17 protein-coding genes are annotated in these 16,487 nt (G+C 70.4%); 9 read left to right on the plus strand and 8 right to left on the minus strand.

What is annotated here, in order from left to right; translation table 11 throughout:
• Positions 1-89 precede the first annotated feature (89 nt).
• The 4 genes from QR78_RS17800 to QR78_RS17815 all read left to right on the plus strand — a co-directional run bounded on the left by QR78_RS17800 (position 90) and on the right by QR78_RS17815 (position 2,600).
• Positions 90-1,169: an MlaD family protein gene (locus QR78_RS17800; protein WP_048428896.1), complete on the plus strand. Its 1,080-nt coding sequence runs from the start codon at positions 90-92 to the stop codon at positions 1,167-1,169.
• Positions 1,170-1,291: 122 nt separating this feature from the next.
• Entirely contained in the window at positions 1,292-1,909 is a 618-nt protein-coding gene (locus QR78_RS17805) for an ABC-type transport auxiliary lipoprotein family protein (RefSeq protein WP_048428897.1), read from the plus strand.
• Positions 1,910-1,971: 62 nt separating this feature from the next.
• Entirely contained in the window at positions 1,972-2,259 is a 288-nt protein-coding gene (locus tag QR78_RS17810) for a toxin-antitoxin system TumE family protein (protein ID WP_048428898.1), read from the plus strand.
• Positions 2,256-2,600 carry an HVO_A0114 family putative DNA-binding protein gene (locus tag QR78_RS17815; RefSeq protein ID WP_048428899.1) on the plus strand — a complete coding sequence of 115 codons (345 nt, stop codon included), beginning with the start codon at positions 2,256-2,258 and terminating at the stop codon, positions 2,598-2,600. Before QR78_RS17810 ends, QR78_RS17815 begins: the two co-directional genes overlap by 4 nt.
• 4 nt (positions 2,601-2,604) lie before the next feature.
• On the opposite strand, the gene QR78_RS17820 is transcribed toward QR78_RS17815, so the two are convergent.
• The 4 genes from QR78_RS17820 to QR78_RS17835 all read right to left on the minus strand — a co-directional run bounded on the left by QR78_RS17820 (position 2,605) and on the right by QR78_RS17835 (position 6,067).
• Positions 2,605-3,225: a helix-turn-helix domain-containing protein gene (locus QR78_RS17820; protein WP_048428900.1), complete on the minus strand. Its 621-nt coding sequence runs from the start codon at positions 3,223-3,225 to the stop codon at positions 2,605-2,607.
• A 135-nt stretch (positions 3,226-3,360) separates the two neighbouring features.
• Positions 3,361-4,161, minus strand: a complete 801-nt coding sequence (gene thiD, locus QR78_RS17825; protein ID WP_048428901.1) for a bifunctional hydroxymethylpyrimidine kinase/phosphomethylpyrimidine kinase — start codon at positions 4,159-4,161, stop codon at positions 3,361-3,363.
• A gap of 43 nt (positions 4,162-4,204) precedes the next feature.
• Entirely contained in the window at positions 4,205-4,918 is a 714-nt protein-coding gene (thiE, locus tag QR78_RS17830) for a thiamine phosphate synthase (protein WP_048428902.1), read from the minus strand.
• A gap of 165 nt (positions 4,919-5,083) precedes the next feature.
• Positions 5,084-6,067 carry a DMT family transporter gene (locus QR78_RS17835; protein WP_048428903.1) on the minus strand — a complete coding sequence of 328 codons (984 nt, stop codon included), beginning with the start codon at positions 6,065-6,067 and terminating at the stop codon, positions 5,084-5,086.
• 247 nt (positions 6,068-6,314) lie between these two features.
• On the opposite strand from QR78_RS17835, the gene QR78_RS17840 reads away from it, so the two are divergent.
• A complete protein-coding gene (locus tag QR78_RS17840; RefSeq protein WP_420865473.1) occupies positions 6,315-7,217 on the plus strand; it encodes a UDP-2,3-diacylglucosamine diphosphatase in 903 nt (300 codons plus the stop codon).
• On the plus strand, positions 7,214-8,311 hold the full coding sequence (locus QR78_RS17845) for a glycosyltransferase family 4 protein (RefSeq protein ID WP_048428905.1): 1,098 nt from the start codon (positions 7,214-7,216) through the stop codon (positions 8,309-8,311). The genes QR78_RS17840 and QR78_RS17845 overlap by 4 nt, the downstream gene beginning before the upstream one ends.
• 15 nt (positions 8,312-8,326) lie before the next feature.
• Here the strand turns inward: QR78_RS17845 and QR78_RS17850 are convergent, their stop codons facing one another.
• Positions 8,327-8,770 carry a DUF488 domain-containing protein gene (locus QR78_RS17850; RefSeq protein WP_048428906.1) on the minus strand — a complete coding sequence of 148 codons (444 nt, stop codon included), beginning with the start codon at positions 8,768-8,770 and terminating at the stop codon, positions 8,327-8,329.
• Between the two features lie 202 nt (positions 8,771-8,972).
• On the opposite strand from QR78_RS17850, the gene QR78_RS17855 reads away from it, so the two are divergent.
• On the plus strand, positions 8,973-9,833 hold the full coding sequence (locus QR78_RS17855) for a glycoside hydrolase family 25 protein (protein ID WP_089504159.1): 861 nt from the start codon (positions 8,973-8,975) through the stop codon (positions 9,831-9,833).
• Positions 9,834-10,100: 267 nt separating this feature from the next.
• On the opposite strand, the gene mmsB is transcribed toward QR78_RS17855, so the two are convergent.
• Genes mmsB through chvE form a run of 3 tightly spaced genes read right to left on the minus strand, consistent with a single transcriptional unit; the run spans position 10,101 to position 13,963 of the window.
• Positions 10,101-11,261, minus strand: coding sequence for a multiple monosaccharide ABC transporter permease (gene mmsB / locus QR78_RS17860; RefSeq protein ID WP_425284149.1), 1,161 nt, complete (start codon positions 11,259-11,261; stop codon positions 10,101-10,103).
• A gap of 54 nt (positions 11,262-11,315) precedes the next feature.
• Entirely contained in the window at positions 11,316-12,899 is a 1,584-nt protein-coding gene (gene mmsA, locus QR78_RS17865) for a multiple monosaccharide ABC transporter ATP-binding protein (protein WP_048428908.1), read from the minus strand.
• Entirely contained in the window at positions 12,899-13,963 is a 1,065-nt protein-coding gene (chvE, locus tag QR78_RS17870) for a multiple monosaccharide ABC transporter substrate-binding protein (RefSeq protein ID WP_048428909.1), read from the minus strand. The genes mmsA and chvE overlap by 1 nt, the downstream gene beginning before the upstream one ends.
• A gap of 456 nt (positions 13,964-14,419) precedes the next feature.
• Between chvE and QR78_RS17875 the strand changes: the two genes are divergently transcribed.
• Both QR78_RS17875 and QR78_RS17880 read left to right on the plus strand, forming a co-directional pair.
• A complete protein-coding gene (locus tag QR78_RS17875; RefSeq protein WP_082171784.1) occupies positions 14,420-15,280 on the plus strand; it encodes a DMT family transporter in 861 nt (286 codons plus the stop codon).
• 115 nt (positions 15,281-15,395) lie between these two features.
• The gene (locus tag QR78_RS17880) at positions 15,396-16,373 is read left to right on the plus strand and encodes an extensin-like domain-containing protein (RefSeq protein ID WP_048428935.1); all 978 of its coding nucleotides are present in this window, start codon (positions 15,396-15,398) and stop codon (positions 16,371-16,373) included.
• The last annotated feature ends 114 nt before the right edge of the window (positions 16,374-16,487 follow it).

Below are 16,487 nucleotides of genomic sequence, written 5' to 3' on the forward strand. Positions count from 1 at the left end.
GCGGAATGGCCCGTGCCGCGAGATCCCGATCCGGCTCTCCCCTGCCGCCCCGCCTCCCCGCCCCGCACGCGCATGGAAACCGTTAAGGCATGGAAACCCGCGCCAACAACGTCCTGATCGGCGCCTTCACGCTGGCGGTGATCGCCCTCGGCTTCGCCTTCGCGTTCTGGCTGCGCGGCTCCTCGTCGAACCAGGCCCGGATGCCGGTGCGCATCGTATTCTCGGGCGGCGTCGGAGGGCTCGCCAAGGGGGCGGTGGTCACCTTCAACGGCATCCGGGTCGGCGAGGCGACGGACGTGCGGCTCTTGCCGCAGGACCCGCGCCGGGTGACGGCGATCGTCGAGGTCAATCGCGGCACGCCCCTGCGCGTCGACACGCGCGCGCGCCTCGACATGACGATGCTGACCGGCGTCGCGTCGATCGCCCTCGTCGGCGGCAGCGCCGACGCGCCGCAGCTCGCCCCGACCAAGGACGATCCGGTCCCGACGATCTACGCCGACGCCTCGGACATCCAGGACCTGATGGCGGCGGCCCGCACCATCGCGCAGCGCGCCGACGACATGCTCCAGCGCCTCGACCGGGTGGTCGCGGGCAACGAGGGTGCGATCAACCGCACGCTGGCCAATGTCGAGCGATTCTCGAAGACGCTGGGCGACAGCGCGCCGGCCCTCGACGCCCTGACCAAGGCGGTGGACGGGCGCAAGCTCGCGAGCCTGATCGACAACGTCGACCGGTTCTCGACCGCTTTGGCCGCCGCCTCGCCGGACGTGCAGGCCGGCGTGCACGATGCCCGCTCGCTTGCCGGCAAGCTCAACGCCTCCGCCGACCGGCTCGACGCGGTGCTGAAGGGCGCCGAGGGCTTCCTCGGCTCCGCCTCCGGCGACGCCGGCAAGAGCACCTTCGCCGAGGTGCGCGAGGCCGCGATCTCGATCCGCGATGCCGGCCGTGCCTTCCGCACCATGTCGGAGAACCTCGACAAGCGCACCGCCACCCTGACCCAGAGCGTCAGCCGACTCAGCGGCGCCGGGCGGCGCGAGGTGCAGACCCTCTCGACCGACGGCCAGCGCACCCTCAACACCCTCAACAGCGCCGTGCGCAAGATCGAGCGCGACCCGTCCCAGGTGATCTTCGGCGGCAAGCCGACGTTGCCGGAATACAACGGTCGCTGATCATGTCGCCGTGCAGCACCGCCGGGATTGCACCCACGCGCGCGCCCGCGCGTTGTCGGAGCATGTTCGGTCAAGCTTCCGGGCCGGTTCCGGCCCCGTCCGCCCTCGGTTCGTCGTCCCCCATGAGCCCTTCGGTGATCACCACGGTCCGCGCCCTGGGCGCCCGCCGGTCCGGCCCGGTCCTCGCCGCCCTCCTGGCGCTCGCCGTCGGCGCCTGCGGCAGCGGCGCGGTGCCGACGACCTTCGATCTCACCGCCCTTCCGGGCGCGGCCCGCAGCGGCGCGGCCCGCCGCTCGATCGTGGTGGCCGAGCCGGTCGGGCTCCAGCCCTTCGAGGCCGACCGCATCATCGTGCGCGAGCCGGGCGGCGCCGTGTCCTATCTCGGCGGCGGCCAGTGGGCCGACCGGCTGCCGCGCCTGGTCCAGACCCGGGTCATCCAGAGCCTCGAGAACGCCAACCGGCTGAAATCCGTCAGCCGCCCCGGCGACAAGGTCGCGGCCGACACGGTCCTGATCACCGAGTTGCGCGCGTTCGACATCGATGCCGGACGCCGCGAGGCGGTGGTCGACCTTTCGGCCAAGCTGCTCCAGGAGAGCAGCGGCACGGTCGTGGCGGCCAAGGTCTTCCAGGCCCGCGTCCCGGTCGCGGAGGTCAACGCGGCGGTGGCGGCCAACGGTCTCGACCGGGCCTTGTCGCAGGTGCTCGCCGACATGGTCCGGTGGATCAACGCCGGGGGCTGAGGGCGACGGCAAGTCCGCGCCTTTGGTTGCTCCACTGATGCCGTTGCGGCAATCTCGCCGTCATGAAGGCGGCTCTGCTCCTCCGAGAGCGATTGGTTCTGGCATCGGACACATTCGCCGAACTCGTCGTATGGCGCGTTCCGCATCCAATTTCGGGCAGCGTGCACAGCTTCAAGTATCGGCTCGCCCTGGTCGTGGAAGAGCGATGCGTGCTTCGCTATGATAACGAGGCCGGGAGGGGCGACCACAGGCACGTTGGTGCGGACGAGCAGCCGGTCGCATTCACCAGTATCGACGAACTGCTTGCTGCGTTTTGGCTGGACGTGGCCGCCTGGAGGAAGCCCGAATGACGACCGTAACCATCGGGGTATCGGGAATCGCGGAGACACGGGCGAGGCTCGAGGCGGCGTTTCGTGGCGAGCCGCAGGGTGCCTACATCTCCTTCCCCTCGGTCGAACTCCTCTGGACGATCCTGACCCCCCAGCGCTGGACCCTCGTCCAGCATCTCGTCGGTGCAGGGCCTCTCAGGCTACCGGACCTCGCCGGGTTGTCCGATCGAACCATCGACGAGGTCGAGGCGGACGTCGCGGCGCTGGTGAAGGCCGGGCTCGTCGACCGCATGCCGGGCGGCGGGATCTGCGTTCCATTCGACGCCGTTCACGTCGATTTCACCCTGGGACGGGCGGCCTGAGCCGCTACTCCATCACGGCCGCCTTCATGATGACCACCATCATGGCGCGCCCGGTCGTCTCGCTGACGCAGCGCACGGTGTGGGGCCGGTCGCAGCGGTAGCGCAGGGTCTCGCCGGCCCGGGCCCGCTGCACCGCGCCGGCCACGTCGACCTCGAACTCGCCCTCGGTCACCGACAGGGACTCGACCGAGCCGCGCTGGTGGGCGTCCGAATCGAGCACGCCGCCCGGATCGGCCGAGAGGTCGTACCATTGCAGCCATTCGACGGTCTTGATCCAGCCGACGATCGCGAGCCGCATCCGGCCGTCGTCGGAGACGAGGATCGGCGTGTCGGCCCTGGACGACTTCTCGATGAAGGGTTCCTCGTCGCCGGTGGCGAGCACCCGCTCGATCGAGACGTCGAGGGCCTGGCTCAGGCGCCAGATCGTCGCCAGCGTCGGGTTGGTCTCGTTGCGCTCGATCTGGCTGATGATCGACTTGGCGACGCCGGACTGCTCGGCCAGTTCCGACAGCGACAGGTTGTAGGCCTTGCGCAGGCGCTGGATGGTCTTGCCGAGCTGTCCCGACAAGACCTGCGCCCCGCTCACAAGGTCCCTGGTGCGCTCCCGCCCCCGCTCGACGCCCATCGCCCGCCCTCGAACCCCGCTGGATCACCGCCGGTCGTTCCGCATACCGAACGCCCGTACGCTCCATCAAACGCAATCGCCGGGAGCGCGCAAGGGTTCATCGGGCCGCGCGGGGCGTTTCTTGGTGGTCGGGCCTCAGTTCCACCACGCATGGAAATGATGGACGGGGCCGTTGCCGTGGCCGACCCGCAGCTGCCCGGAGGCCGCGAGCGCGGCACTCAGGTAGGCCTTGGCGGCGTCGGCGGCCTCCGGCAGGGGCAGGCCGCGGGCGAGCCCGGCGGCGAGCGCCGCCGACAGGGTGCAGCCGGTCCCGTGGGTGTTGCGGGTCTCGATCCGGGGGCCGGCGAGGCGCAGTACCGCCTCGCCCGGGCCGACCAGCAGGTCGACGCTCTCGGCGCCGGTGCCGTGGCCGCCCTTCATCAGCACCGCCCGGGGCCCGAGCGCCAGGAGGCGCCGCCCCTGGTCGAGCATCGCGGCCTCCGAGACCGCGATCCCCTCCCCCAGGAGCACGGCGGCTTCCGGCAGGTTCGGGGTCAGCACCGCGGCGTGGGGCACGAGCTTGGCCCGCAACGCCGCGACGGCGTCGTCGGCGAGCAGCCGGTCGCCGCTCGTCGCCACCATCACGGGGTCGAGCACCACGGGCAGGCCGGCGGCGTGGCGGGCCAGCCCCTCGGCCACCGCGGCGATGGTCGGGCTGCGCGAGAGCATGCCGATCTTCAGCGCCTTGACGTCGAGATCGGTGAAGACGCTCTCGATCTGGCGCGCCACGAATTCGGGCTCGACATCGTGGATCGCCTGGACGCCGCGGGTGTTCTGGGCGGTGAGCGCGGTGATCACGCTGGCGCCGTAGACGCCGAGCGCCGAGAAGGTCTTGAGGTCGGCCTGGATGCCGGCGCCGCCGCCGGAATCCGAGCCCGCGATCGTGACGGCGATCATGTCCGGTCCCCGACCGTGCAAGTCTCGATCATGCAGGTCTCGATCATGCGGAGCCCCTCGCGGCCAGCGCCGCATCGATGACGCCGCGCAGGTCGCGGGCCCGCGCCTCGACGTCCTGGCCGGTGCCGAACAAAGCCGAGATCAGCGCGATCCCGTCCGCCCCCGCCCCGATCGTCGCGGCGGCGTTGCCGCGGTCGATTCCCGCGATGGCGCCCACCGGCAGGTTGCCGCCGCGGGCGAGGCGTGCCCGGAAGACGATGCGGTTGAGCCCGTCGAGCCCGACCGGAGGATCCGGGTTGGTCTTGCTGGTGGTGGCGAAGACGCCGCCGATGCAGGCGTAATCGACCGGCAGCCGGTAGAGCTCGTCCGCCTGGGCGGCGTTCTTGACGGTGAGCCCGACGATCGCGCCGCGCGGCAGGAGCCGCTTGGCGTCGGCCGGATGCATGTCCTCCTGGCCGAGATGCACGCCCTCGGCGCCTGCGGCGAGCGCGAGGTCGACCCGGTCGTTGACGAGGAGCGGCACGCCGGTGCCCTCGAGCGCCGCATGGATCCGACGCAGCCGCTCCACCGTCTCGCGGGCATTGGCGATGGTCTTTTCGCGGTATTGCAGCAGCGTGCAGCCCCCGGCGGCCGCCTCGGCCGCCATCCGGGCGAGGTGCTCGGCGTCGCTGCCGCAGACCCCGACATCGAGGAGGCCGTAGAGCCGCAGGTCCACCGGCACGGTGTCGGCCGGACGTGTCGCCGGGCCGGCGCTCACGGGCGGGCTCCCGCGCGGGGCGTGAGGCGGCGTGCGGACATGACGGGCATTCCCTGCTGGGCCCGGGGGCCTGACGATCGTCCCCCGGAGTAAGGGCGGCCGAGCGCGGGCGTCAACGGCCGCCAAAGATGCGCGAAGCCGTCGCCCCCGCCGTCGAGGGGGATTCTACCCCGCTCGGGCCCCGCCCGCCGCGGCCTCGCGCGCCCGCTCGACCACCAGGCGCCGCTCGCGCCAGACCACGAACACGCCGGCCGCCGCCACGATGCCGCCGCCGAGCGCGATCGAGGCGGTGGGGAGCTGGCCGAACACGAACCAGCCGATCAGCACCGACCACAGCATCGTGGTGTACTCGAAGGGCGCGACCAGCGAGGCGTCGCCGTGCCGGTAGCTCTCGGTGAGCAGGATCTGGCCGATGCCGCCGAGCACGCCGACGACGACGAACAGCGCGAGATCGGTCCAGCCCGGCATCTTCCAGCCGAGGACGAGGGTGGAGAGACCCAGCAGCGAGGTGAACAGGAAGAAGTAGAGCACGATGGCCCCGGTACGCTCGGTGCCGGTGAGCTTGCGCACCTGGATCGTGGCCGCCGCGGAGCAGGCCGCCGCCAGGATGGCGAACAGCGCGCCCGTCGTGCCGCCGCCGCCCGCGCCGCCGAATTCGAGATGCGGCGCGAGCGTGATCAGGACGCCGAGGAAGCCGACGCTGACGCCGGCCCAGCGATAGGCCTGGACCCGCTCGCGCAGCACGATGGCCGCGAGCACCACGACGAGGAGCGGCGAGGCGTAGCCGATCGCCACCGCGTCGGAGAGCGGCAGGAAGGACAGTCCGGCGAAGCCCGCGAACATGCCGCAGGCGCCGATGATGCTGCGCAGCATGTGCCCCTTGAGGTTCTGCGTGCGCACCGCCTCGATCACGCCGCCCTGCCAGCGCAGCCAGACCAGCAGCGGCGCGATGGCGATGAAGGAGCGGAAGAACACGATCTCGCCGGTCGGGAACCGGTCGGCCAGGGTCTTCACGCCCGCCGACATCAGCGTGAAGGCCAGCGCCGAGAGGACCTTCAGGCCGATGCCGAGATAGGGCCGGGCGGCCCCGCGTGCCGACGCGCCAGCTCCGGTGACCGACTGGCCGGGGACGACGAGGGGGGCTGCCATGGGCGGGGCGCTTTTCTGAGGTCGCGGGGGGAGAGGCGCGGCCGCGAGAGCCGCGGCGGGGCGTCCTGTCAGAACCACGAATCGGCACGGCCGAGGTAGAGGCCTCCCCGAGCGGCTGATCTGCGCGATCCGCATGGTCGTCTTTAAATCTCCGCAAACGAATCTGCGCCTGCATCCCCGGCCAAGGTTCGGCGATCCGCCCGCGCGTCATCAAAGTGATACGCGAATGGGGTTTGGCTGGCGCGAGATGCCGCCAAGGAGAGTGCACGTGGCCGAGGACGCCGACGCGCTTCGCGTGCGAACCCTGTTCCTCTCTGACCTCCACCTCGGAACGAAGGGATGTCAGGCCGAACTTCTGCTCGACTTCCTGCGGGAAGTGGATGCCGACGAGATCTACCTCGTCGGCGACATCGTCGATGGGTGGAAGCTGCGCTCCGGCTGGTACTGGCCGCAATCGCACAACGACGTGGTGCAGAAGCTGTTGCGGAAGGTGCGGAAAGGGTCCCGGCTCGTCTACGTGCCGGGCAACCACGACGAGTTCCTGCGCGACTTCCTCGACATGCATTTCGGCGGCATCGAGATCCAGGATCAGGTGCTGCACGAGGCGGCGGACGGCAAGCGCTACCTCGTGATCCACGGCGACCAGTTCGACCTCGTGGTGCGCCACGCCCGCTGGCTGGCCCTGCTGGGCGACGGCGCCTACACGGCGGCGCTCTTCGTCAACACCCACCTCAACTGGGTACGACGGCGCCTCGGCCTGACCTATTGGTCGCTCTCGGCCTGGGCCAAGCTGAAGGTGAAGAACGCCGTCAACTTCATCGGCCGGTTCGAGGAGTTCTTGATCGCCGAGGCCCGCCGGGCCGACGCGAACGGGGTGATCTGCGGCCACATCCACCATGCGGCGAGCCGCATGGTCGGCGACATGCACTACCTCAACACCGGCGACTGGGTGGAATCCTGCACGGCGGTCGTCGAACATTACGACGGCACCATGGAGGTGATCCGCTTCGCCGAGTGGAAGCGGGCCAGCGCCGAGGCGCCGGTGCCGCTGACCTCCCGCAGCCGCCCGGTCGTCCCGGTCGAGGACCTGGCACCTGCCGCCCGCACCCTGCCGGAGCACCCGTCCATCGGCACCCGGGCCGTCGCGTGAGGCTCCTCGTCGCGACCGACGCCTGGCACCCCCAGGTCAACGGCGTCGTCCGCTCCCTCGAGCACATGGTCGCGGCCGGCCGCCGCCGCGGCCACGACCCGGTGATGCTGACGCCCCTCGACTTCGCCAGCGTGCCGCTGCCGGGCTACTCCGAGATCCGGCTCTCGCTCGTCACCGCCCGGGGCGTCGCCGCCCGCTTCCCGGCCCTCGCACCGACTCACGTCCACATCGCCACCGAGGGGCCGATCGGGCTCGCGACCCGCCGGGTCTGCCTGGCCCAGGGGCGGCCCTTCACCACGAGCTACCACACCCGCTTCCCCGAATACCTCGCCGCCCGCCTGCCGGTGCCGGAACGCTGGAGCTACGCGTGGCTGCGCCGCTTCCACGGCGCGTCGAGCGGCACGATGGTGAGCACGCCCTCGCTCGAGCGCGATCTCGCGGGGCGCGGCTTCAGCCGCCTGATGCGCTGGACCCGCGGCGTCGACACCGAGCTCTTTCGCCCCCGCGACGGCGCGGCGGTCCCGGACGCGCTCGCCGGTCTCCCCCGCCCGTTCTTCCTGTTCGTCGGGCGCCTCGCGGTCGAGAAGAACGTCGAGGCGTTCCTGCGCCTCGATCTGCCCGGCACCAAGCTCGTCGTCGGCGACGGGCCCGACCGGGCGCGGCTCGCCGGCCTCGCTCCCGAGGCCCGCTTCCTCGGCACGCTCACCGGCGAGGCCCTGGCCCAGGTCTATGCGGCGAGCGACGTCTTCGTCTTCCCGAGCCTGACCGACACTTTCGGCATCGTGCTGCTGGAGGCGCTGGCGAGCGGCCTGCCCGTCGCCGCCTATCCGGTCACCGGCCCCCTCGACGTGATCGGCGGCACGAGCGTCGGGGTCCTGGACCACGATCTCGGCGCGGCGGCCCGGGCGGCTTTGGCGATCCCGCGCGAGGCCTGCCGGGCGGAAGCCCTGCGCTACACCTGGGAGGCCAGCGCCGACCAGTTCTACGGCAACATCGAGGCCGCCCATGCCGAGGGCGCCACGATCCAGCGGCGCCGTCGCATCGGGCTGCCGCTTCCCCGCGAGGCGCCGCTGCGGCGGGTGGGCGAGGGCTGACCGGCTCCGGTCGCCTCACGCGAACAGATCGACGACCGCGAACCCCCTCCCCGCCAGCCGATCGCTCAGGATCCGCCGGTGGCAGCGCTCGGGGTCGCGCTCGAAGCAGAGCAGGCAGGTCGGCCCGACCCCGGCCAAGGCCGCCAGCTCGTCGAGGGCGGTCTGCCCGGCCCCGGTCTCCAGCACCTCCTCGCAGTAGATCCGGCGCATCAGCGCGGCATCGTCGGCCCGGGCCGCCTCGCGGCCGGCCTTGGGCGTGCCGAGGCCGCGCAGATGCCGGTAGCCGATGCCGGCCTCGGAGAGGCCGGCTGCGAGCGCGCTCTTCGAGAAGCCGCGCTTGCGCGAGGCCGCCACCGCGCGCACGTCGGCCAGGGTCGCGACGCCCGCGTCGCGCAGGGCCGCGGCGAAACGCTCGGTATCGGCGCCTTCGTACCCGATGGTAAATAGAACCTTATCCATGCGGCGCCTCGGCAAATGCCAGTCCTCGTCGGGGCTTATGCCCGGCGGGGATCACCGCGGCGAGCCGCGGCCCCCGCCTACGTGGCTTTCGCATCACGCTTTTCAAAATTCCGTTCAGATCCCGTCAAGCTTCCATTAACCGGCCCCACCGCATCGAATAGCCATAGTGTTCCGCGTCAAGTCAGGCCGCGCCCCGATGCCGATGGAGTCGACGATCCCCTCCGCCCCGTGGTCCTCCGTCCTGTCGCGCAGCGTCCTGTGGGGCCGGCGCGCGCTGGCGGCCGCGAGCCTCGCGACGCTGGCGGCCTGCGCCGGCGGCGGGGCCGATTTCTACCCGACCAAGGGCGACGCCAAGCCCCATCCGGGCGTCGCCAAGGCGAAGCTGCACCCGATCCAGGGCATCGATGTCTCGAAGTGGCAGGGGCCGATCGACTGGACCTCGGTGAAGGGCGCCGGCACCCAGTTCGCCTACATCAAGGCGACCGAGGGCGGCGACCACGTCGACGACCGCTTCCGCGAGAACTGGGATGGCGCCGGCCGGGCCGGCGTGCCGCGGGGCGCCTACCATTTCGTGTTCTGGTGCCGCTCGGCGAAGGACCAGATGGACTGGTTCAAGCGCAACGTCCCCAACGACCCGACCGCCCTTCCCCCGGTTCTCGACGTCGAGTGGAACGGGCATTCCCAGCTCTGCCCGAAGAAGCTGCCGAAGGCCCAGGCGCTCGCGATGACCGAGTACATGCTGCGGGAGATGGAAGCCTATACCGGCAAGCGGCCGATCATCTACACCGACATCACCTTCCACAAGGACGTGCTGGAGGGAGAGCTGCCGGACTACCCGCACTGGGTCCGCTCCACCGCGGCCGAGCCCGAGCAGCGCTACGTCAACCGCGACTGGATGCTGTGGCAGTTCACCTCGACCGGCCGGGTGCCGGGCGTGCGCGGCGACGTCGACCGCAACGCGTTCTACGGTACCAAGGCCGAATGGGCCTCGTTCCTGGCCACCGATTGCGATCCGCGCAACCATCGCCGGCTCTCGGCCGCGGGGCTCTGCACCGACAAGTGAGCCCGCCGCGCCGTCGAGCGCACCCGTTCGGGGGTCAAGCCCGAACGGGCGCCGGTGCCGATGCGCCGGATGCCTCGGCGTCGACGTTTATCGATGCCAGGAGGCGGGGAGATGGTACGGCCCTCGCCTTCCGACGAGATCAGCTCACCCGTGTGATATCATCGGCCCGAGATGCTCACGCATCGGGCCGACGAACGGTCTCGACGTCGAGTTCGAGCATACGATCACCGGCGCATGACGCGGGCCCAGCGCAGAGCCCCGCCGATCTTATCGCTTGCGATAATACTGGTCGATGCTCACCGCCCCCAGCAGCACCAGCCCCTTGATGACCTGCTGGTAGTCGATGCCGATGCCGAGGATCGACATGCCGTTGTTCATGACGCCCATGATCAGCGCGCCGACCACCGCGCCGGTGACCTTGCCGACGCCGCCGGAGGCCGAGGCGCCGCCGATGAAGCAGGCGGCGATGACGTCGAGCTCGAAGCCGAGGCCCGCCTTCGGGGTCGCGGTGTTGAGGCGGGCGGCGAAGATCAGGCCGGCGAGCGCGGCCAGCACCCCCATGTTGACGAAGGTCAGGAAGGTCAGCCGCTCGGTGTTGATGCCCGAGAGCTTGGCCGCCTTCTCGTTGCCGCCGAGCGCGTAGATCCGCCGCCCGATCACCGTGCGGCTGGTGACGAAGCGGTAGAGCAGGATGAGGGCGAACATCACGATCAGCACGTTCGGCAGGCCGCGATAGGTGGCGAGCCAGGTGCTGAAGGCGACGATCACCGCGGCGACGAGCCCGTTCTTGAGCGCGAAGGCGCCGATCGGCTCGGGCGCGAAGCCCTGGCGCTGCTGGCCGATGCGCCGGCGCAGGTTCGAGCCGACGAGGATGAGGGCCAGCGCGACGCCGACCAGCACCGAGGTGATCCGCAGCGAGCCGCCGGTGACGATGTCCGGGATGAAGCCGGAGCTGAGCTTCTGGAAGTCCGGCGGGAACGGCCCGACCGACTGGCCGGCGAGCAGCGCCAGGGTCAGGCCCTTGAACACCAGCATGCCGGCGAGCGTCACGATGAAGGACGGGATGCGCAGGTAAGCCACCCACCACCCCTGCGCGGCGCCGATCAGCCCGCCGGCGACGAGGCAGAGGAGCGTGGCGAGGAGCGGATGCAGGCCCATCTGGACCATCAGCACCGCGGCGAGCGCCCCGATGAAGCCGGCGGTCGAGCCGACCGACAGGTCGATGTGGCCTGCCACGATGACCAGCAGCATGCCCAGCGCCATCACCACGATGTAGCTGTTCTGCAGCACCAGGTTGGTGAGGTTGAGCGGGCGCAGCAGCGCCCCGTCGGTGAAGAACTGGAAGAAGAGCACGATGCCGACGAGGCACAGGATCATGCCGTAGTCGCGCAGCGAGCCGGAGAAGGCCTTGGCGTTGAGGCCGGCCAGGGTCGGCGGGCGCGGCGCCTCGAGGGGAGTGGCGGTGTCGCTCATCGTTGGTCTTCAGCCTCCCGAGGTGACGATGGCCCGCATGATCGCCTCCTGCGAGGCCTCCGCGGCGGGGAGTTCGCCGACGATGCGGCCGCGATTCATGACGAGGATGCGGTCGCATAGGCCGAGCAGTTCCGGCATCTCCGACGAGATGATCAGCACGCCTTTCCCCTGGGCGGCGAGGTCGTTGATGATCGCGTAGATCTCGTATTTGGCGCCGACATCGATGCCGCGGGTCGGCTCGTCGAGGATCAGCACGTCCGGGTCGGCGAAGAGCCACTTGCTCAAGACGACCTTCTGCTGGTTGCCGCCCGACAAATTCACCGTGGCCTGGTCGATGCCCGACGAGCGGATGCGCAGGCGCTCGCGGTAGCGTTCCGCCACCGCCCGCTCGCGGTCCTCGTCGATGACGCCGCGTGCCGCGACGCCCGCGAGGTTGGCCAGCGACACGTTGGTGCGGATGTCCTCGTGCAGCACCAGGCCGTAGCCCTTGCGGTCCTCGGTGGCGTAGGCGAGGCCGGCCCGGATCGCCGTCTCGACGCTGCGGAGATCGGCGGGCTCGCCGCGCAACCGCGCTTCGCCGGCGACGCGCCGGCCGTAGGCGCCGCCGAACAGGCTCATGGCGAACTCGGTCCGCCCGGCCCCGAGCAAACCGGCCATGCCGACGACCTCGCCGCGGCGGATCGTGAGGCTCACGTCTTCCACCGCCAGCCGGTCCGGATGGAGCGGATGGCGCACGCTCCAGCCCTTCACCTCGAGCAGCGGCTCGCCGATCGTCACGCCCTCCCGCGGCGGATAGCGGTGGGCGAGGTCGCGCCCGACCATGCCCTTGATGATCCGGTCCTCGTTCAGCCGCCCGTCCGGCCCCAGCATCGCCTCGCGCGGCAGCGTCTCGACGCTGGCGCCGTCGCGCAGGATCGTGACGCTGTCGGCGACCCGGGCGATCTCGTTGAGCTTGTGCGAGATCAGGATCGAGGTGATGCCCTGCCGGCGGAAGGCTTCGAGCAGGGTCAGGAGCGCCGCGCTGTCGCTCTCGTTGAGGGAGGCGGTCGGCTCGTCGAGGATGAGGAGCCGCACCTTCTTGGAGAGTGCCTTGGCGATCTCGACGAGCTGCTGCTTGCCGACGCCCAGATCGGTCACCAGCGTCTCGGGCGCCTCGTCGAGGCCGACCCGGGCCAGCAGCTCGCGGGTGCGCGCCATGGCGAGCGGCCAGTCGATCACCCCGAAGCGCGACGCCGCCTCGTTGCCGAGAAAGATGTTTTCCGCGATCGACAGGAGCGGCACCAGGGCGAGCTCCTGGTGGATGATGATGATGCCGAGCGCCTCGCTGTCGGGAATGCCCGAGAAGCGCCGCTCCTCACCGTCGAACAGGATGCGGCCGTCATAGGAGCCGGCGGGGTAGACCCCGCTCAGCACCTTCATCAGGGTCGACTTCCCGGCCCCGTTCTCGCCGCAGACGGCGTGGATCTCGCCGGCGCGGACGGCGAGGGTGACGTCGTCGAGCGCCTTCACGCCCGGGAACGCCTTGGTGATGCCGCGCATCTCCAGGATCGGAGATGCGCCGGGCGCCACCGCGAGGGCCGGGGACGCCGCCATCACTTGACCTGCGACGCCTTGTAATAGCCGCTGTCGACCAGGACCTTCTCCCAGTTCGACTTGTCGACCGTGACCGGCTTCAGCAGGTAGGACGGCACCACCTTGACGCCGTTGTTGTAGGTCTTGGTGTCGTTGACCGGGATCTGGCCGCCGGTCGAGATCGCGTCGACCATGTCGGTCGTGACCTTGGCGAGCTCGCGGGTGTCCTTGAACACCGTCATGCTCTGGTCGCCGCGGATGATCGCCTTGACCGAGGGGATCTCGGCGTCCTGGCCGGTGATCACCGGCATCGGCTGGTCGGACGAGCCGTAGCCGACGCCCTTGAGCGACGAGATGATGCCGATCGAGATGCCGTCATAGGGCGACAGCACCGCATCGAGGCGCTTGTTGCCGTAGAAGGCGGAGAGCAGGTTGTCCATGCGGGCCTGGGCCGCCGCGCCGTCCCAGCGCAGGGTCGAGACCTTGTCCATCCCGAGCTGCTTGCTCGGCACGCTCAGCTTGCCCGAATCGATGTAGGGCTTCAGCACCGACATCGCGCCGTCGTAGAAGAAGTAGGCGTTGTTGTCGTCGGGCGAGCCGCCGAACAGCTCGACCGTGAACGGCCCCTTGCCGTCCTTGAGGCCGAGCTTGTCGACGATGTAGCTGCCCTGCAGCACGCCGACCTGGAAGTTGTCGAAGGTGGCATAGTAATCGACGTTCTTCGAGCCGCGGATCAGGCGGTCGTAGGCGATGACCTTGATGCCGCGGTCGCTCGCCTGCTGCAGCACGTCCGACAGGGTGGTGCCGTCGATCGCCGCGATCACCAGCACCTTGGCGCCCGTCGCGATCATGTTCTCGATCTGCGACAGCTGGTTGGGGATGTCGTCCTCGGCGTATTGCAGGTCGGCGGTGTAGCCCTTGGCCTTGAGCGCCTGGACCATGCCCTGGCCGTCGGCGATCCAGCGCGCCGAGGACTTCGTCGGCATCGACACCCCGACCTTGCCCTTCTGCTGGGCGGCAGCCGGGGTTGCGAGCAGCGCGGCAGCCATCAGGGCTCCGCCGATGAGGGCGACGAACGACTTCATGGTTCCTCCCAAATCCCCGCATCTTGGTCGCGCGGGGCTGCGGGTGAGTGGGGCCCGGCAGGATCTGCGTCCTGCTCATCTGCCGGGGTCGGTGTTTCTGTCGTGTGGCTGGTGCGTGGGAACGGCCTGATACTTCCGCTGGGGGAGGCTCGGGGCTAACCGACACAAGACATGGCGCGGGTTCCCTCCTCTCCCCGCGGGCGGGGAGAGGGCCGACTACACCTTGTCGTGTAGTCGGCAAGCGGAGGCAAAGCCGGAGCGAGGGTGAGGGGGTGGGTTCCGGAAGAGTCTCGTTCGGAACCACCCCCTCACCCTCGCCCTACGGGCTTGCCGAACCCTCTGAACGAGGGTTCGGCCCTCTCCCCGCCCACGGGGAGAGGGGATTTCCCGCGCTTCTTCCTATTTTCCGAAGAGCGCTGTTTCGGCTCTGCGCATCGGCGGAACGGATACCGGATCATGCAACGACACGCGGACGGGTGGGGCAGCGGGCTCCTCGGGGTGGCGATCTTCAGCGGCTCGCTGCCGGCGACGCGGGTGGCGGTGGGTGGGTTCTCGCCGCTGTTCCTCACCTCGGCCCGCGCGGTGATCGCCGCTGTCCTCGGAGCGGCCCTGTTATGGGGCCTGCGGCAGGCCCGGCCGGCGCGCGGCGACCTGCCCTCGCTCGCCATCGTGGCGGTCGGCGTGGTGCTGGGCTTCCCGCTCCTCACGGCGCTGGCGCTCCAGCACGTCACCTCGGCGCATTCGATCGTCTTTATCGGCCTCCTGCCGCTCGCCACCGCCCTGTTCGGGGTCCTGCGCGGGGGGGAGCGGCCGCGGCCGGCCTTCTGGCTGTTCTCGCTCCTCGGCAGCGGTGCGGTGGCGGGGTTCGCGCTCCTCCAGGGCGGCGCGGCGTCGCTCGCCGGGGATCTCCTGATGCTCGCCGCGATCCTGCTCTGCGGGCTCGGCTATGCCGAGGGCGCCGCCCTGTCCCGCCGGCTCGGCGGCTGGCAGGTCATCTCCTGGGCCCTGGTGCTCGCCCTCCCGGTGATGGCGCCCCTGGCGCTCGCGACCCGGCCGACGGGCCTCGCCGGGATCGGCGCGCCGGCCTGGATCGGGCTCGGCTACGTCTCGGTGTTCAGCATGCTGGTCGGCTTCGTGTTCTGGTACCGCGGCCTGGCGCGCGGCGGCATCGCCGGGGTGGGCCAGTTGCAGCTGCTCCAGCCCTTCCTTGGCTTGGCGCTGGCGGGCCTGCTCCTCGCCGAGCCGGTCGCCCCGGCGATGGTCGCCGTGACGGGACTGGTGGTCCTGTGCGTGGCCGGGGCCAAACGGTTCGCATGAGCGGACCGTCATACCCGGGAATGCGGTTCGCGTGAGCGGACCGCCCCATCCCGGGCCAAGGGCTGACGGCGAGAGTTGACGGGCCGTTTACGGCATCGGGCGCATGTTACGCATCATGCGTCGTGGCATCGTAGCGTTCTCAGCCTTCACGCTCTTCGGCCTGGGGCTTACCGGATGCGCGCTCAACCGGTTTGAGCAGCGCGAACCCTGGCGGAATCAGGCCGAAGAGGTCTGCCTCGCCCAGAAACTCGTTCGTCCGAGCGAGGACATCCAGCCGGTCAAGGAGATCGACGGGCCGGGCGTCTGCGGCATGGTCCACCCGTTCCGGGTGACCCGGCTCGCGGGCGGCACCGTCGCGCTCAAGCAGCGCATGACGCTGGCCTGTCCGATCATCCCGGAGGTGGAGGCCTGGCTCGCCGGCACGGTGCAGCCGGCCGCCCAGATCTATTTCGGCCAGCCGGTGGTCGAGATGAATTCCGGCTCCTATTCCTGCCGCGGCCGCAACAACCAGGTCGGCGCGAAACTCTCGGAACACTCGTTCGGCAATGCCGTCGACGTGATGTCCTTCCGCTTCGCCGACGGCTACGTGGTGACGGTGAAGGGCGGCTGGCGCGGCACGGAGGCCGAGCAGGGCTTCTTGCGCGAGGTCTTCCTCGGGGCGTGCAACCACTTCACCACGGTGCTGGCGCCGGGATCGAACATCTACCACTACGACCACCTGCACCTGGATCTCGCCCGCCACGATCCCCGGGGCCTGCGGCGCATCTGCAAGCCGCTGATCAAGTACGAGTCGCAGCTGCCGCCGCCCGGGACCCCGCTCTCGCCGATCCGCAAGAAGCCGACCTGGCAGCCCGCCCCCGAGCCGGCGCCGATCGACGTCGAGCAGGACGATCCCTACGGCCTGTCGCCGACGAGCGCCCGGGAGACCGGATCGAAGCTCGCCCGCGCCCCGAACCCGCATCCGGCTCCGGTCCAGGCCTACGCCCCTCCCCCGCCGCACGCGCCGCGTCCGGCGCTCGCCGTCGAACCCCGGGCCCTGCCGGAGCCGCTGCCGCTCTCGAGCCCGACCTGGTCGTCCGGACCGATCTACTGATACCAACGGTCGTCGAAGACGACCTTTGGTTCCGTTCTCGAATGTTCGCCGAGCCTCCGGCTTGGTGTCGAAAATTCGAGATGGTTCAACGGCCCCGTCGATCCCGGGCCTGCC

This window comes from Methylobacterium indicum, from assembly GCF_001043895.1.
GTDB lineage: Bacteria > Pseudomonadota > Alphaproteobacteria > Rhizobiales > Beijerinckiaceae > Methylobacterium > Methylobacterium indicum.

Bases quoted from the DNA above. Each gene is read 5' to 3' on its own strand.
- QR78_RS17840 (WP_420865473.1), top strand. From the start codon at position 6,315: ATGCCGCCAAGGAGAGTGCACGTGGCCGAGGACGCCGACGCGCTTCGC.
- mmsA (WP_048428908.1), bottom strand. From the start codon at position 12,899: ATGGCGGCGTCCCCGGCCCTCGCGGTGGCGCCCGGCGCATCTCCGATC.
- QR78_RS17815 (WP_048428899.1), top strand. From the start codon at position 2,256: ATGACGACCGTAACCATCGGGGTATCGGGAATCGCGGAGACACGGGCG.
- QR78_RS17880 (WP_048428935.1), top strand. From the start codon at position 15,396: ATGCGTCGTGGCATCGTAGCGTTCTCAGCCTTCACGCTCTTCGGCCTG.
- QR78_RS17855 (WP_089504159.1), top strand. From the start codon at position 8,973: ATGGAGTCGACGATCCCCTCCGCCCCGTGGTCCTCCGTCCTGTCGCGC.
- QR78_RS17810 (WP_048428898.1), top strand. From the start codon at position 1,972: ATGAAGGCGGCTCTGCTCCTCCGAGAGCGATTGGTTCTGGCATCGGAC.
- thiD (WP_048428901.1), bottom strand. From the start codon at position 4,161: ATGATCGCCGTCACGATCGCGGGCTCGGATTCCGGCGGCGGCGCCGGC.
- QR78_RS17875 (WP_082171784.1), top strand. From the start codon at position 14,420: ATGCAACGACACGCGGACGGGTGGGGCAGCGGGCTCCTCGGGGTGGCG.
- QR78_RS17835 (WP_048428903.1), bottom strand. From the start codon at position 6,067: ATGGCAGCCCCCCTCGTCGTCCCCGGCCAGTCGGTCACCGGAGCTGGC.
- QR78_RS17805 (WP_048428897.1), top strand. From the start codon at position 1,292: ATGAGCCCTTCGGTGATCACCACGGTCCGCGCCCTGGGCGCCCGCCGG.
- QR78_RS17820 (WP_048428900.1), bottom strand. From the start codon at position 3,225: ATGGGCGTCGAGCGGGGGCGGGAGCGCACCAGGGACCTTGTGAGCGGG.
- QR78_RS17800 (WP_048428896.1), top strand. From the start codon at position 90: ATGGAAACCCGCGCCAACAACGTCCTGATCGGCGCCTTCACGCTGGCG.
- QR78_RS17850 (WP_048428906.1), bottom strand. From the start codon at position 8,770: ATGGATAAGGTTCTATTTACCATCGGGTACGAAGGCGCCGATACCGAG.
- chvE (WP_048428909.1), bottom strand. From the start codon at position 13,963: ATGAAGTCGTTCGTCGCCCTCATCGGCGGAGCCCTGATGGCTGCCGCG.